Genomic DNA, 14,067 nt, shown 5'->3' on the forward strand with positions numbered 1-14,067 from the left:
GCTGACCGGTGGGCGTGCGCCGCCGGACGCCGGCGAGCTGTGTGAACCTCCGCCGCACAGGGCTGCCCCGATGCCCTCGCGAGCGAGGAGCCCCCGTGGGACTGGCGCAGCGCTGCAAGGACCTGGCCGTTCTCCGGCGGGCCGTGGTCGCCGTCGTCGTGTCGGCCGCCCTGTCGGCCGGCTTCCTGGCCCCGTCGGCGTCGGCGGCAGGCCCGGACGGGTGGGCAGCGGCACTCGGCGACGCCGGCAACACCGGCACGAACGCGGGGGAGACCGCCGTCGTCGCCGCGACCGCGTCGCGGGTGGCGCAGGCCTGGACAGCTCCGACCCGCTCCGCCTCACCGGCCGCGCCCGCGGTCGTGGACGGGGTGGCGCTGCGGGTCGTCCCGGGGGTGGACGCCTCCGCCCCCAGTTCGCTCGTCGGCACCTCACCGACGAGCGGCGCGACGCTGTGGCAGGTCGAGCTGCCGGGAGAGGCGTCCTACGACCGGGGCGTGACCGTCGCCGGGTCCTCGGCGGTCATCCCGTTCTCCAGCACCCGTCGGCCCGGTGGCGTCCTCGTCGTCGACCTGACCCGGCGGGTCGTGGTGTGGACCCGGGCCCTGCCCTCGCCGGGCGCGCAGTTCGCCTGGGCGGGCAACCGGGGGGCCGGGCAGGCCTACACCGACGGGCAGCGGGTGTTCGTGAGCGGCAGCGACCAGCGGGTCATCGCCTACCGGCTCACCGACGGTGCGCTCCTGTGGAGCCGGACCATCTCCATCCGCCCGGACGGGGTCCCGACCGACTCCGCAGGCCTCGCCGTCGGTGACGGCCGCGTCTTCCTGGGCAGCAGCGACGGGCTGGTCGCGCTCGACGCGGTGACCGGTCAGCAGCTGTGGACCGGTCCCGGTGGCCGGTGGCCGGTCGTGGCCGGTGGTCGGGTCATCACCACCGCACCCGGCGAGGTGACCGCCTCGTCCACGGCCGGTTGCGGACGAGCGACCTGCCCCGCGCAGTGGACGGCGGCCTTCCCGGTGAACCTGCAGTACCGCCCGGAGGTCGCCGGGGCCGACGGGAGCACGCTGTTCGTCACCACCAACGACGGGTCGGCGGGCACGGTCACCCGGCTGGCCACGGCGACCGGTGCGCGGCAGTGGTCGGCGACCGTCGGGCACTACGTCGCCGGCCTGGTGCGGGGAGGTGACGCGGTCTGGGCGGTGAACGAGTACGTGCTGCCCTCGGGCGCGGTCAGTGCCCGGCTGGTCGCGTTCGCCACGGCCGCGACGGGCAGCGCACCGTTGACCACCCTGGCGCTCCCGACGGACCGGCAGGGCTTCCCGCAACAGCTCGCGGTGGCCGCCGGCACCTTGTTCCAGCAGGTCAACGGTCGCCCGCTGGTGGGCTACCGGGTGGGTGCCGCGGCCCCGGACCCGGTGGTGGCGACGGTCGCGGCGGACAGCTTCCGCCGCACCGCCAGCAACGGCCTGGGCACGGCGGACACCGGCGGCGCCTGGACGTCGACGGCCGGTGCCGGACGGACGTCGGTGTCACCGGGAGCGGCGTCCATCGCGCTCACGCCTGGTTCCGCCGCCCGGGCGCACCTGGGCGGGGTCTCCCGGTCGTCGGTCGACGTCACGGCGACGCTCTCCCTGACCGCGGCGCCGACCGGGGGCGGGGTGAGCACCTACCTGGTCGCCCGTCGCACCGGCACCGACCAGGAGTACCGGCTGCGTGCCCGGTTCCTGCCCGACGGCACGCTCCGGCTCGCGGTCACCGCCCTCACCGGGTCGGCGTCCGAGCGGGTGGTCGGCGCCGAGGTGACGGTCGCCGGCGTCCGGCCGACCGTCGGCACCCCGGTCAACCTGCGGCTGCAGGTCTCCGGCCAGGGCACGACGACGTTGTCGGGCCGGGCCTGGACCGGGACGACCGAGCCGGCCGGCTGGGCCGTCACCCGGACGGACACCTCCCCGACGTTGCAGCAGCCCGGATCGGTGGGGCTCGGCGCCTACCTGTCCAGCAGCGCGGCTGCGACCCCCGTCGCGGTGCGGGTGTCGGCCTACCGGGTGGTCTCGGCGGGCTGACCGCCGCTCAGACCTGCAGCGCGGCCCAGAGCGCGACCGTGGCCAGCACCAGGGTCAGCGGCACGGTCGCCAGGCCGACCAGGCTGAACCGGGCCGCGCTGGGCGAGGGCTCACCGGTGGCGGCGAACACGCGCCGCCACAGCAGGTTGGCCAGCGACCCCACGTAGGTGAGGTTGGGCCCGACGTTGACCCCGATGAGCACGGCCAGCAGCGTCGGCGTGCCGCCCACCGCGGCCGCGGGCAGCAACGCGAGGGTGGCGGGCAGGTTGTTGAGCACGTTGGCCAGCACGGCGGAGACGGCGGCCACGCCCAGCAGCGCCCACAGGCTGTCGCCCGAGGGCAGGACGGCGGTGAGCAGCCGCTCCAGGCCGTTGACCTGCAGCGCCAGCACGACGACCGACAGGCCGAAGACGAACAGCGCGAAGGGCAGGTTGGCCGCGCGCAGCAGCTCGAGGGGCCGGGTGGTGCGCCGGGCCAGCTGCTTGCCGGCCAGCACGAGCACGCCGACCAGCGCCGGCCAGACGGGTGCGACGTCGGTCAGCGAGGCGACGCCGAACCCGACCACGGTGAGCCCGACGACGACCAGCGCCAGCACGGGCGCCGGGGGGACGTCGCGCACCGGCTCGCCGACCTCGACCCGCAGGTCGGCGCGGAACAGCCGGCGCAGCACCAGGTACTCCACCAGCACCGCGACCACCCACGGCCCGGCCATCAGCGCGGTGAAGTGCAGGAAGGTCAGTCCGGTGGCGGCGAAGGCCAGCAGGTTGGTCAGGTTCGACACCGGCATGAGCAGCGACGCCGAGTTCGACAGGTGCCCGGCGGCGTAGGCGTGCGGCCGGGCAGGCACCCGCATCCGCGCGGCGGTGGCCAGCACGACGGGGGTCAGGAGGACGACGGTGGCGTCCAGCGACAGCACCGCGGTGACGACGGCGGACAGCGCGACGACCCGGACCAGCAACCCCTGGGGCGACCGGCCGGCGCGGCGGGCGGTGACCGCCGCGGACCAGGCGAACAGGCCCTCGCGGTCGGCCAGGTCGCTCAGCAGCAGGATCACCACGAGGAACCCGACGGTCGGCGCGACCTCCCGGACGGTGTCCCAGGCCTCCGACCAGCCGACGAAGCCGAGCACGGCGACGAGCAGCGCACCCGGGACGGCGACCGCGGCGGCCGGCAGCCTCGGCGCGTCGACCACGGCGGCCGCCAGCGCGCCCAGCAGCAGCGCCCCGGCGACGACCAGGGCGACGACGTCGACGGTCACGAGCGGACGAGGAGGTAGCCGGCGACCGCGACGCCGAAGACCACGATGAACACGCGCAGCGGCGTGCTCGGCACCCGGTTCGCCACCTTCGCGCCGAGGTACCCGCCGGCCAGGGCCGCCGGGGCGCAGACCGCGACCAGCAGCCAGTCGACCGGCCCGAAGACGCCGAACACCACGACCGTGGTGCTGGCGGTGACCAGGGCGAGCAGGCTCTTGATCGCGTTCGCCAGCTTGAGCCGGCCCAGGCCCAGGGCGAGCACCGCGGTGAGGATGACCCCCAGCGCCCCGCCGAAGTAGCCGCCGTAGACGCAGGCGAGCAGGACGACGAGGTAGAGCCACAGCGGGTCGCGGCGTTCGCCGTCGGTCTCGTTGGCCTGCAGCCGCTTGGTCAGCAGCGGCTGCAGGCCGATGAGCAGGCTGGCCAGCAGCACCAGCACCGGGACGACGGTGTCGAAGGCCGAGCTGGGGGTGGTGAGCAGCAGGATGCTGCCCGCCGTCCCGCCCACGACCGCGACCAGCGACAGCGCGACCAGCCGGGTGCGCTGGCCGCGGTAGTGGTCGCGGAAGCCGACCACCGCGCCCAGGTAGCCCGGCCACTGCGCGACCGAGTTGGTCACGTTGGCCGCGACGGTCGGCAGCCCGAGGGCCACCAGGGTGGGGAACAGGATCAGCGACCCGCCCCCGGCGATGGAGTTGATGCCGCCGGCGAGGAGGGCGACCCCGGCCGCGATGAGGAGGTCGGCGACGGGCACGAGCCGGGAGACTACGGTCCGCCGCTGTGCTGCACCTCCCGGACGCGCACGGGCTCAGTCCAGGAAGCCGTAGTCGGGCAGCTTGAAGGTGCGGCCCGAGTTCGCCCCGGCCAGGTCGTGGTCGCGGTTGCCGACGTTGGCCACGACCGTGAAGCCCTCCGCGGCGCGGGCGGCGCGGCAGTTCTCCTTGGACAGCTGACCGGAGACCGTCGCGTCGCGGAAGCAGATGCCGTCGACCACGTAGCCGGCCTGGGCCAGCTGGTTCGCCGTGCCGCCGGTGTCGGGCGCCCGGCCGGTCACGACGAACACCGCGAAGCCGTCGGCCCGCGCCCGCTGCGCGAAGGCCAGCACGGCCGGGGTGGCGGCGAAGGGCTGGTAGTAGCTCTGCAGCGAGGTGTTGTCGACGTCCAGCACGATCGCCGGCCTCGACGCCACCCCGACCTGGGTGTCGAGGTAGTCGAGCCCGCCGGTCATGGCCAGGTCGACGTCGGCCAGCCACTGGGCCTGGGTGGGTCGTGCCGGGGTGGGGTCCGGGGGAGGCGTGCCGGTCGTCGTCCCGGACACCGCGAGGTCGTCGACGGACAAGGTGACCGCACCGCTCGCCGCGGAGCTGAGGTAGTGGCTGACCGCCACGGAACCCGGCCCCTGGAGCGCAGCCGTGGTGTCGGTGGCGGTGAGCGTCCAGCCGGCGGGCTCGGCGGACGCCGCGGGCCAGGCCCGCATCCGCACCGTGCTCGGGCCGGTGCCGGTGGCCTGCACCCGCAGCCGGACCTGGTCGCCGGCGGCCACCGTCCACGGCAGCCGGGCCCAGGTGAGCACGGTGGTCCCGCTGTTCAGGTACACGGCGGCCGCGCCCGCGGAGCTGACCACCACGCGGCCGGCGTAGCCGGCGCCGCCGGTCTGCCGGACGAGCAGGCTGGTGTAGGAGGACCCCGCCGAGGGCAGCCGGCCGACGGACAGGGTCAGGACCGCATCGGTGTCGGTGCCCGACACCGCGCCCAGCGTCGCGGTGACCGTGCGGCCCGGTGTGCTGGTCAGCTGGCCGCGCGCGCCGTCCACCGTGGACCCCGTGCCGCTCGACACCGTCCAGGCCCCGCCCTGGTCGGCGGTGCCCCACCCGGCGGGGACCGAACGGCCGAAGGCGTCGGCCGCCGTCGTCGGCGGGGTCGGCGCCGGCGGCGGGGGTGCGGACACCGTGACGTCCCGGGTGGTCGACGCGGTGGCGCCGTCGTCGTCGGTCACGGTGAGGCGCACCCGGTAGGTGCCTGCGGCGGCGTACGTGCGGGTGGCCGTCGGCCCGGTGGCCGTGCTGCCGTCGCCGAGGTCCCAGCTGCTGGCCACGACGGTGCCGTCGGCGTCGGTGGAGCCACCGGAGTCCAGCGCGACGGCCAGCCCGCTGCTGGTGGCGGTGAACGCCGCGGTCGGTGGCTGGTTCGGCGGCGGTGCGGTCGCCGTCGTCGTCACGGTGACGTCGTCGACGCCGACGGTCAGCGGGCCGGGTGCGGCACTGCTGAGGTAGTCGACGAGACCGGCGGTGCCGGGCCCCTGCAGGGCGGCGGTGGAGTCCGTCGCCGTCACCTGCCAGGTGGTGGGTTCCGCCGCCGCGGCGGGCCAGGCCCGGGCGCGCAGGGTGGTGGGGCCGGTGCCGGTCACCTCCACGCGCAGCCGCAGCGGCACGTCCGGCGAGACGGTCCACGGCAGGCGGCTGTGCGCCAGCGAGGTGGTCCCGACCATGACCTGGACCATGACCGAGCCCGTCGAGCCGATGACCGTGCGGCCCTGGTAGACCGCGGCGCCCACCCGGCGGCCGACGAGCCCGGGGTAGACCGAGGTGCCCGAGGCGGGCAGCCGCGGCAGCACGAGGGTCGCGGCGGCCTCCGTGTCGGTCGACGAGACCGAGGGCAGGACGGCGGTCAGGGTCTGGCCCGGGGACGGGGTGAGCGCGGCGCGGCCGCCGCCGACCCCGAACGCGGTCGTCGCGCCCGAGGTGGACCAGGCTCCGCCCTGGTCGGCGGTGCCCAGGCCGGCGGTCACCGTGCGGCCGAAGGCGTCGGCGGCCAGCACCTGCCGGTCGGCGGCCGCGGCGGGACCGGGGACGGCGAGCAGCCCCGCGAGGACGACGGCGACCAGCGGCCAGGCGTGGCGGGCGCGGGTGGTGGACGGCATCGGGGACCTCCGGTCGCACGGGTGGCGGCACGCTAGACCCGCCGGTCGTCCCCGGGGAAGGGCTTGCGGCGCGGTGCGCGGACCCAGGAGCGCTTCCGCTGGTGACACGGTGGTTGACGAGTGCACCGGTCGGGCATGGGAGGCGCCATGCGCAAGTGGTGGCCGCTCGTCGCGGTCTGTGCCGGCACGTTCATGCTGCTCATCGACGTCACGATCGTGAACGTCGCGCTGCCCGACATCGCCACCTCGCTGGGGACGTCGTTCGACCAGCTCCAGTGGGTGGTGGACATCTACGCCCTCGCGCTGGCGGCGCTGGTGCTGGGCGCCGGGTCGCTGGCCGACCTGTACGGCCGACGGCGGCTCTACCTGGGCGGGCTGGCTCTGTTCGCGCTGAGCTCGCTGGCCTGCGGGCTCGCGCCGAACGCGGAGCTGCTGATCGTGGCCCGCGCCGTGCAGGGCATCGGGGCGGCGGCGATGTTCAGCACCACCATCGCGCTGCTCAACGCGGTCTACCGGGGCCGCGACCGCGGCACCGCCTTCGGCATCTGGGGTGCGGTCGTGGGCGCGGCCGCCGCGGCCGGACCGATCCTGGGCGGGCTGCTGACCGGGGTCTCGTGGCGGTGGATCTTCCTGGTCAACCTGCCCGTCAGCCTGTTCGCCGTCCTGCTCACCCTCAAGGTGGTCGAGGAGTCCAAGCAGTCCGGCGCCCCGCACCCCGACGTCCCCGGCATCGCCACCTTCACCCTGGGCGCCGGCGCGGTGGTCTACGGCCTGGTCGAGGCAGCGGCGAACGGCTGGTCGGCGGTCGGCTCGTGGGGCCCGATCGCGGCCGGCGTCGTCGTGCTGGTCGGCTGGGTGCTGCTCGAGCTGCGCCGCCGGGCGCCGATGCTGGACCTGCGGCTGTTCCGCACCAGCCGCTTCACCGGCATCATGCTGGGCTCGCTGCTGCTCAACCTGGCCGCGTTCGCCAGCAGCCTGTACCTCTCGTTGTGGCTGCAGTCGATCCTCGGTCTGAGCCCGCTGCAGGCGGGCCTGGTCTTCATCCCGCTGTCGCTGGTCAGCTTCGTGACCGCGGCCGTGGTCGGGAAGACGCTCACGGACCGCTCGCCCCGCGTCGTGCTCGGCGTCGGGCTTGCCCTGGTCGGCGCGGGGAGCCTGCTCATGGCCCGGGTGGACGGCGGTGCGAGCTGGGGCATCCTCGTGCCGGGCCTGGCGGTGCTCGGCCTGGGGGTCGGCATCTGCAACCCGGTGGTCACCTCCGCGGCGCTGTCCTCGGTGCCCCGGGAGCGCAGCGGGATGGCCTCCGGTGCGGTGAACACCTTCCGCCAGCTCGGGTTCGCCGTCGGCGTCGCCGTCCTGGGGTCGGTGTTCGCGGCCGGCACCACCCGCGCGCTGACCGACGGCGGCGCGCCCGACCCGGCCGCCACCGAGGCCGCGCTGTCCGGCGGCCAGGCCCAGGCCGTCATCGCGCAGGCGCCCGTTGAGGCGCGCGGCGGCCTCACCCAGCTGCTGTCCGCCGCCTACGCCGACGGGCTGCGGGACGTCCTGCTGGTGTCGGGGGCGGCCGGGCTGGTGGGTGCGATCCTGGTCGTGCTGCTGGTCCGCGGCCCGGTGCCGCAGACCGACGGCCCGGCCGAGGAGCAGGACGGCGGCGGCCGGCACGAGGCGGGCGGCGAGCACGACGGGGGCCGCCACGAGGCGCCGCACACCCCCGACCACCTCCGGGAGGGCGACGCCGAACCGGTCCGCTGAGCGGTCGAGGGGCAGGATGGCGGCCGTGCGCGACGTCGTCCTGGTCCACGGTGCCTGGCACGGCGCCTGGTGCTGGCGGCGCGTGCTGCCCCTGCTCGCCGCCGGCGGGGCGCGGCCGGTGACCGTCTCGCTGACCGGCGTCGGGGAGAAGGCCCACCTGCTCGGCCCGCAGGTGCGGCTGCGCACCCACGTCGAGGACGTCGTCGCCGTCGTCCGGGCCGAGGAGTGCCACGACGCCGTGCTGGTCGGGCACAGCTACGGCGGCGTCCCCGTCACCGGCGCCGCCGACGTGCTGGGCGACGCGGTCGGACCGCTGGTCTACGTCGACGCCGTCGTCCCGGTGCCGGGGGAGTGCTGGTCCTCCCTCAGCCCGCCGGAGGTCCGGGCGTCCCGCCGGGAGCTGATCGCCGCGACCGGTGCCCTGCCGCCACCTCCGGCGTCGGCGTTCGGGCTCGGCGGCGCCGACGCCGCCTGGGTGGACCGTCGCCAGACCGCGCACCCCGGCGGGGTCCACGACGACCCGCTGGACTTCGACGGCGACCGGTGGGCCGCCCGCCGGCGCACCTACCTCGACTGCACCGACCCGCCGCTGGCCAGCATCGACCCCTCCCGGGCCCGGGTCCGGGGCCAGCAGGGGTGGGAGGTCGTCGAGCTGGCGACCGGGCACGACCCGATGGTCAGCGACCCGGCGGCGCTGGCCGAGCAGCTGCTCCGCGTCGCGGCGGGCTGAGCGCCGGTCCAGACTCGGCCGCATGCCGGCCCCGTTCCCCACCGACTGGTCCCGCGCGCTGGTCGTCGCCGCGCACCCCGACGACATCGAGTACGGCGTCGCCGCCGCGGTCGCGGTCTGGACCGCGGCCGGCAAGGAGGTGCACTACCTGCTGGCCACCCGGGGCGAGGCCGGGATCGCCGGGGTGCCGCCCGCCGAGGCCGGTCCGCTGCGGGAGCAGGAGGAGCGCCGGTCGGCAGCCGTCGTCGGGGTCCCCGAGGTCGAGTTCCTCGACCACCGCGACGGCACCCTGGTCGAGGGCCCGGCGCTGCGGGCGGACCTGGCGGCGGCGATCCGGCGGCACCGGCCGGAACTGGTGGTCACCCTGCACGGCGGGGACACCTGGACGACGCCGGAGGTCACCCCGGCGGCGTGGAACTCCGCCGACCACCGGGCGCTGTCCCGCTCGGTGCTCGACGCGGTGGCCGACGCCGGCAACGAGTGGATCTTCCCCGACCTGCCGGGCGAGCCCTGGTCGGGCACGCAGTACGTGGCGGTGCAGACGATCGGCGAGCCGCCGCACGTCGTCGACGTGGCCGACGGGGTCGAGGCGGCGGTGGCGTCGCTGACCGAGCACCGCCGCTACCTGGAGGTCCTCGACCCGGGCACCCCGGTCGAGGAGCAGGCCCGCCACCAGATCGACCAGGCCACCCTCACCGAGGACGGCGGACGACGGGTGGGGTTCCGGCTGTTCTGGGGCTGACCCGCCTCAGGTCCCGGCCAGCTGGTCGCGCACCGACCGCGGCGCCCGGCCGAGCAGCTCGCCCAGCAGCGGGTCGGTGCCCGCGAACAGGCCCGCCGCGGCCGCCTCGTACATGCCGAGGGTGAAGCGGGCGACGAACTCCTGGCGACCGGCGGCCAGCTGGCCGGCCAGCCAGGCGTCGGGGCCCACCACCGCGAGCTCCACGGGCCGGCCGCCCACCTCGGCGGCCAGGGCGGCCACGTCGGCGAAGGTCGGTGCCTCGGGTGCGGTGAGGGTGACCGGGCCGTCGAACCCTCCGTCGGAGAGCAGCACCGCAGCGGCGGCCTCCGCGGCGTCGTCCCGGGCGGTCCAGGAGACCGGGCCGTCGACCGGCACGCAGACCTGGCCGCTCTCCCGCCACGGCCCGGCGAGCCAGTCCAGGCTGTGCGCGTAGAAGCCGTTGCGCAGCGACGTCCACGGCAGCCCGGAGGCGGCGAGCAGCTGCTCGGTGCGGTGGTGCACCCGGGCAGGGGCGAACGGGGAGACCTCGGCGGCACCCTGGTGGCTGGTGTAGAGCACCCGGCCGACGCCTGCGGCGACCGCGGCGTCGACGGCCGCGGCGTGCAGCGCCACCGCGTCGGCGCCGGGGTCGTTGGAGGAGACCAGCAGCAGCTGGTCGGCGCCGGCGAAGGTGGCCCGCATCGCGGCCGGGTCGTCGTAGCCGGCCTGCCGGACGCCCACGCCGCGGTCGGCGAACCGCTGCGCACGGGCCGGGTCACGGACCACGACGACGACGTCCTCCGCGGGGACCCGCTCGAGCAGGTGGTCGACGGTGGCGCCGTTCAGTGCGCCGGTCGCGCCGGTGACGGTGATCATGGTGTCTCCTCATAACGTCGATACCTCGATATTGGTATCGACGTTAACACCCGACGCGGACCGGCGCTATCGTCGAGGCATGACCGCCGGTACCCGACCCCGCGCCGACACCCGCGAGGCGATCGTCGCCGCCGCTGCGGACCTGCTCGGCTCCGCCGGTGCCGAGGCCGTCACCACCCGTGCGGTGGCCGACGCGGCCGGCGTGCAGGCCCCCGCCATCTACCGGCTCTTCGGCGACAAGGACGGCCTGCTGGAGGCGGTCGTCGAGCACGAACTGGCAGCGCACGTCGCCGCCAAGGCCCGCGCCGTGCGCGACGCCGACGACGGGGACCTGGACCCGGTCGAGGACCTGCGCGCCGGGTGGCGCAGCCAGGTGGGGTTCGGCCTGGCGCACCCCGCCGTGTTCGCGCTGCTCAGCGACCCCGTGCGCGCGCCGCGGTCGGCGGCGGCCCGGGCCGGCCGGGCGGTCCTCGCCGAGCGGGTGCACCGGGTCGCCCGGGCCGGGCGGCTGCGGGTGGCCGAGCGGCACGCCGCCGAGCTCGTGCACGCCGCCGGCACCGGACTGGTGATGTCGTTGCTGGCCGTACCGGTCGACGACCGCGACCTCGGCCTGGTCGACACGATGCTGGACGCCGTGCTGGGCGTCGTCCTGGTCGAGGCACCGGTGGGCCGCGGCGACGCAGGCGTGGTGCCGGCCGCCACGCTGCTCCGCGCCCGGGCCGGCGACCTCGCCGTCCTGACCGCGGCGGAGCGGTCGTTGCTCGTGGAGTGGCTCGACCGGGTGGCCGCCGACCGGTCGTGACGGTCAAGCCGTCCCGACCGGTCGTGACGGTCAAGCCGTCGGCGCGGTGAGCGCCGCGACCACGGCGGCGACCTCCTCGGTCGAGGTGAGGGTGCGCGTGCCGTCGTCGTAGGAGACCGCCGTCGGGCTGCGGTGCCCGAGGGAGCGCACGGTGCGGGCCGCCCGCAGGTGGACGGCGGGCACCCCGGTGGCCCCGACCAGCTCGGCGACGTTCTCGGCCCTGACGCCGCCACCGGCCATGACCTCGATCCGGCCGGCCGCCTGCTCGACCAGTGCGCGCAGCGCCGCCGTCCCCTCGTGGGCGGTGGCCGCGCCGCCGGAGGTGAGCACCCGGGTGACGCCGGCCTCGACGAGGTCCTCGAGCGCGGCCGGCTGGTCGGCAACGGTGTCGAAGGCCCGGTGGAAGGTGACCGGGGCGGACCCGGCAGCGCGCACGACGGCGTCCAGGGCTGCCCGGTCGACCCGGCCCCGCGGGTTCAGCGGACCGACGGCGACCCCCGCGACCGGGACGATGCGGCGGGCCGCGGCGACGTCGGCGCACACCACCTCCAGCTCCACCGGGGAGTGCACGAAGTCGCCGCCGCGCGGGCGGACCAGCACGGTCACGGCCAGCGCGGGCGCCCGCTGCGCCAGCGCGGCGAGGGTGCCCGCGCTGGGGGTCACCCCGCCCTCGCCGAGGGCGGCGCAGAGCTCCACCCGGTCGGCGCCGACGGCCGAGGCGGCGAGGGCGCCTTCGACGTCGTCCACGCAGATCTCGACGGCGGCTCGGCGGGTGCGGGACGTGGCGGGCATGCGGTGATCCTCCCGGTGCGGACCCGGCGTCCCGCGCCGGGGCGGTAGGGTGCCGGGCACGACGGACGAGTCGGCTGGGCGGTCGCGTCGGCGGGGGAGACCCCGTCGCCGAGGAACGTCCGGGCTCCACAGGGCAGGGTGGTCGCCAACAGCGACCCGGGGTGACCCGCGGGACAGTGCCACAGAGAACAGACCGCCAGTGCTCGCACTGGTAAGGGTGAAACGGTGGTGCAAGAGACCACCAGCGCACCGGGTGACCGGTGCGGCTCGGTAAACCCCACCCGGAGCAAGGTCAGGAAGGGCCCCCGGTTCGCCGGGGACCCGCGGAGGCGTTCGAGGGCTGCCCGCCCGAGTCTCCGGGTAGACCGCTCGAGCCTGCCGGCAACGGCAGGCCTAGATGGATGACCGCCCACCGGGACCGCCGCGAGGCGCCCGGGGACAGAACCCGGCGTACAGGCCGACTCGTCCGTCGCCCGCACCTGGGGCACCGTGGGGCCATGCAGACCTACGGCACCGGCCGGGAGACCACCCCCGTCGTCGTCCCCGGCCCCGACGGCGACCTCACCGGGGAGCAGCTGACCGGACCGGTGCACGCCGTCCCCGAGGGGGCAGCGGACCTCGAGCTGGTCACGTCGCTGTGCAACCACGGGGTCCGCGCGGTGGCCGGCGCCGCCTTCGACCCGGCCGCCGACGACGCCTGCCCGGTGTGCGCCGAGCGGGCCCGGTGAGCGACGCGCCCCGCGCCCTGGTCCTGGGCGCCTCGCGCACCCTGGGCCTCGGGCTCGTCCGCGAGCTGGCCGCCCACGGCTGGCAGGTGACCGGGACCGCCCGCGGCGAGCAGCGCACCCCGCTGCACGACCTCGCCGACGCCGACGGCCGGGTCACCGTCGACCGGGTCGACATCACCGTCCCCGACGAGCTCGTGGCCCTGCGCGAGCGCCTGGCCGACCGGTCCTGGGACCTGCTGCTGGTGAACGCCGGCGTCACCGGCGCCGACGAACCGGTCGGCGACGTGGACGCCGCGGAGTTCGCCCGCGTACTGGTGACCAACGCCTGGGCGCCGCTGCAGGCCGTCGAACTGCTCGACGGCCTGGTCGCACCCGGCGGCACCGTCGCGGTGATGTCCTCGCGGCAGGGCAGCATCGGCCTGAACACCCGCGGCGGCCACGAGGTCTACCGGGCCAGCAAGTCCGCGCTGAACCAGCTGATGCGCAGCTACGCCGTCAGGGCGCCGTCGGACCGCACCCTGCTGTGCCTGCACCCCGGCTGGGTGCAGACCGAGCTCGGCGGTTCCGGCGCGCCGCTGACCGTCGAGCAGAGCGTCGCCGGGCTGGTGCGCACCATCGAGGCGCACCGCGGCGAGCCGGGCCTGCAGTTCCGCGACCACGAGGACGCCGTCGTCCCGTGGTGAGCGACGCGCCGGGGCCGGTGGATGCCCGGTGTCAGTCGGCGGTCAGCGGCTCGCCGCGGTAGGTCCCGAAGGACCAGTGGTTGCCCTCGGGGTCCTGCAGCCGGCACTCCCGGCCGTGCCCGGACTCCGCCGGCTCGTCCAGGCCGGTGGCCCCGGCGGCCAGGGCCCGGGCCCAGAGCGCATCGGGGTCGTCGCAGACCACGTAGGCGCCGAAGGTCCCCGGGCGCAGTGGCCAGCGGTCGCCGTCGGAGGGGCGGGCCGAGCCCAGCATCACGCCGCCGCCGGCGGGCCAGGACAGCTGTGCGTGGAGCACGACGTCGCCGTCGGTGAAGACGGCCGCTTCCCGGAAGCCGAAGGCGTCGACGAGGAAGCGGATGAGCGCCGGCGCGTCGGTGGCGCGCACGGTGGGCCAGACCTGGGGTGCCGGGGTCGTCACGCCCCCATCCTGGCCCGGCGGGTCAGCGGCGGGGAAGGCCCGCGCAGCAGTCGGTGACGATGGCGGCGAAGGTGCGGGTGTCGACCTCGTCGTCCACGGTCACGCGGACGATGTCGGTCACCTGCTGGGCCGAGGTGGCGTGCGCGGCGGCGACGCGGGCGGCGGCGACGAGGTGGAGCTGGCGGACGCGGGCGGCCTGGTCGCCGTCGACCGGGGAGAGGAGAGGCATGCCTCGACCATGGCAGGGGCCCCCGTGTGCGCGACAGCATGCCGCGCCACCGATCCGTCGTCACATGTGACGAAACCGGTCC

General features: G+C 76.3%; 14 protein-coding genes and 1 other RNA gene. 8 read left to right on the forward strand and 7 right to left on the reverse strand.

Features of this window, described 5'->3' with window-relative positions:
• The first annotated feature begins 95 nt into the window (after positions 1 to 95).
• Positions 96 to 2,060: an outer membrane protein assembly factor BamB family protein gene (locus tag BM158_RS17075; RefSeq protein ID WP_165628993.1), complete on the forward strand. Its 1,965-nt coding sequence runs from the start codon at positions 96 to 98 to the stop codon at positions 2,058 to 2,060.
• Between the two features lie 7 nt (positions 2,061 to 2,067).
• Here BM158_RS17075 and BM158_RS17080 read toward each other — a convergent pair whose 3' ends face one another.
• Genes BM158_RS17080 through BM158_RS17090 form a run of 3 tightly spaced genes read right to left on the reverse strand, consistent with a single transcriptional unit; the run spans position 2,068 to position 6,236 of the window.
• A complete protein-coding gene (locus BM158_RS17080) occupies positions 2,068 to 3,318 on the reverse strand; it encodes an SLC13 family permease (protein ID WP_191328724.1) in 1,251 nt (416 codons plus the stop codon).
• On the reverse strand, positions 3,315 to 4,070 hold the full coding sequence (locus BM158_RS17085) for a sulfite exporter TauE/SafE family protein (RefSeq protein WP_091562137.1): 756 nt from the start codon (positions 4,068 to 4,070) through the stop codon (positions 3,315 to 3,317). The genes BM158_RS17080 and BM158_RS17085 overlap by 4 nt, the downstream gene beginning before the upstream one ends.
• 54 nt (positions 4,071 to 4,124) lie before the next feature.
• The gene (locus BM158_RS17090; RefSeq protein ID WP_091562140.1) at positions 4,125 to 6,236 is read right to left on the reverse strand and encodes a PKD domain-containing protein; all 2,112 of its coding nucleotides are present in this window, start codon (positions 6,234 to 6,236) and stop codon (positions 4,125 to 4,127) included.
• A gap of 147 nt (positions 6,237 to 6,383) precedes the next feature.
• On the opposite strand from BM158_RS17090, the gene BM158_RS17095 reads away from it, so the two are divergent.
• Genes BM158_RS17095 through BM158_RS17105 form a run of 3 tightly spaced genes read left to right on the forward strand, consistent with a single transcriptional unit; the run spans position 6,384 to position 9,460 of the window.
• On the forward strand, positions 6,384 to 7,988 hold the full coding sequence (locus BM158_RS17095; RefSeq protein WP_091562144.1) for an MFS transporter: 1,605 nt from the start codon (positions 6,384 to 6,386) through the stop codon (positions 7,986 to 7,988).
• 16 nt (positions 7,989 to 8,004) lie between these two features.
• Positions 8,005 to 8,718 carry an alpha/beta fold hydrolase gene (locus BM158_RS17100; protein ID WP_423221523.1) on the forward strand — a complete coding sequence of 238 codons (714 nt, stop codon included), beginning with the start codon at positions 8,005 to 8,007 and terminating at the stop codon, positions 8,716 to 8,718.
• A 22-nt stretch (positions 8,719 to 8,740) separates the two neighbouring features.
• Entirely contained in the window at positions 8,741 to 9,460 is a 720-nt protein-coding gene (locus BM158_RS17105) for a PIG-L deacetylase family protein (RefSeq protein ID WP_091562147.1), read from the forward strand.
• Between the two features lie 6 nt (positions 9,461 to 9,466).
• Here the strand turns inward: BM158_RS17105 and BM158_RS17110 are convergent, their stop codons facing one another.
• A complete protein-coding gene (locus tag BM158_RS17110) occupies positions 9,467 to 10,315 on the reverse strand; it encodes an NmrA family NAD(P)-binding protein (protein WP_091562149.1) in 849 nt (282 codons plus the stop codon).
• Between the two features lie 79 nt (positions 10,316 to 10,394).
• On the opposite strand from BM158_RS17110, the gene BM158_RS17115 reads away from it, so the two are divergent.
• Positions 10,395 to 11,117, forward strand: coding sequence for a TetR/AcrR family transcriptional regulator (locus BM158_RS17115; RefSeq protein ID WP_091562152.1), 723 nt, complete (start codon positions 10,395 to 10,397; stop codon positions 11,115 to 11,117).
• Positions 11,118 to 11,147: 30 nt separating this feature from the next.
• Here BM158_RS17115 and BM158_RS17120 read toward each other — a convergent pair whose 3' ends face one another.
• On the reverse strand, positions 11,148 to 11,909 hold the full coding sequence (locus BM158_RS17120) for a copper homeostasis protein CutC (protein WP_091562156.1): 762 nt from the start codon (positions 11,907 to 11,909) through the stop codon (positions 11,148 to 11,150).
• A 66-nt stretch (positions 11,910 to 11,975) separates the two neighbouring features.
• Between BM158_RS17120 and rnpB the strand changes: the two genes are divergently transcribed.
• The 3 genes from rnpB to BM158_RS17135 all read left to right on the forward strand — a co-directional run bounded on the left by rnpB (position 11,976) and on the right by BM158_RS17135 (position 13,320).
• An RNA gene (rnpB, locus tag BM158_RS17125) (RNase P RNA component class A) lies at positions 11,976 to 12,378 on the forward strand.
• A gap of 28 nt (positions 12,379 to 12,406) precedes the next feature.
• Positions 12,407 to 12,637, forward strand: a complete 231-nt coding sequence (locus BM158_RS17130) for a hypothetical protein (protein WP_091562160.1) — start codon at positions 12,407 to 12,409, stop codon at positions 12,635 to 12,637.
• Complete coding sequence (locus BM158_RS17135; RefSeq protein ID WP_091562163.1) at positions 12,634 to 13,320, forward strand: SDR family NAD(P)-dependent oxidoreductase; 687 nt, start codon at positions 12,634 to 12,636, stop codon at positions 13,318 to 13,320. The genes BM158_RS17130 and BM158_RS17135 overlap by 4 nt, the downstream gene beginning before the upstream one ends.
• A gap of 31 nt (positions 13,321 to 13,351) precedes the next feature.
• On the opposite strand, the gene BM158_RS17140 is transcribed toward BM158_RS17135, so the two are convergent.
• Both BM158_RS17140 and BM158_RS17145 read right to left on the reverse strand, forming a co-directional pair.
• Positions 13,352 to 13,756, reverse strand: a complete 405-nt coding sequence (locus tag BM158_RS17140) for a VOC family protein (RefSeq protein ID WP_091562166.1) — start codon at positions 13,754 to 13,756, stop codon at positions 13,352 to 13,354.
• A gap of 22 nt (positions 13,757 to 13,778) precedes the next feature.
• Positions 13,779 to 13,985, reverse strand: coding sequence for a hypothetical protein (locus BM158_RS17145; protein ID WP_091562169.1), 207 nt, complete (start codon positions 13,983 to 13,985; stop codon positions 13,779 to 13,781).
• Positions 13,986 to 14,067 lie beyond the last annotated feature (82 nt).

The organism is Klenkia taihuensis, from assembly GCF_900112525.1.
GTDB classification, from domain to species: domain Bacteria; phylum Actinomycetota; class Actinomycetes; order Mycobacteriales; family Geodermatophilaceae; genus Klenkia; species Klenkia taihuensis.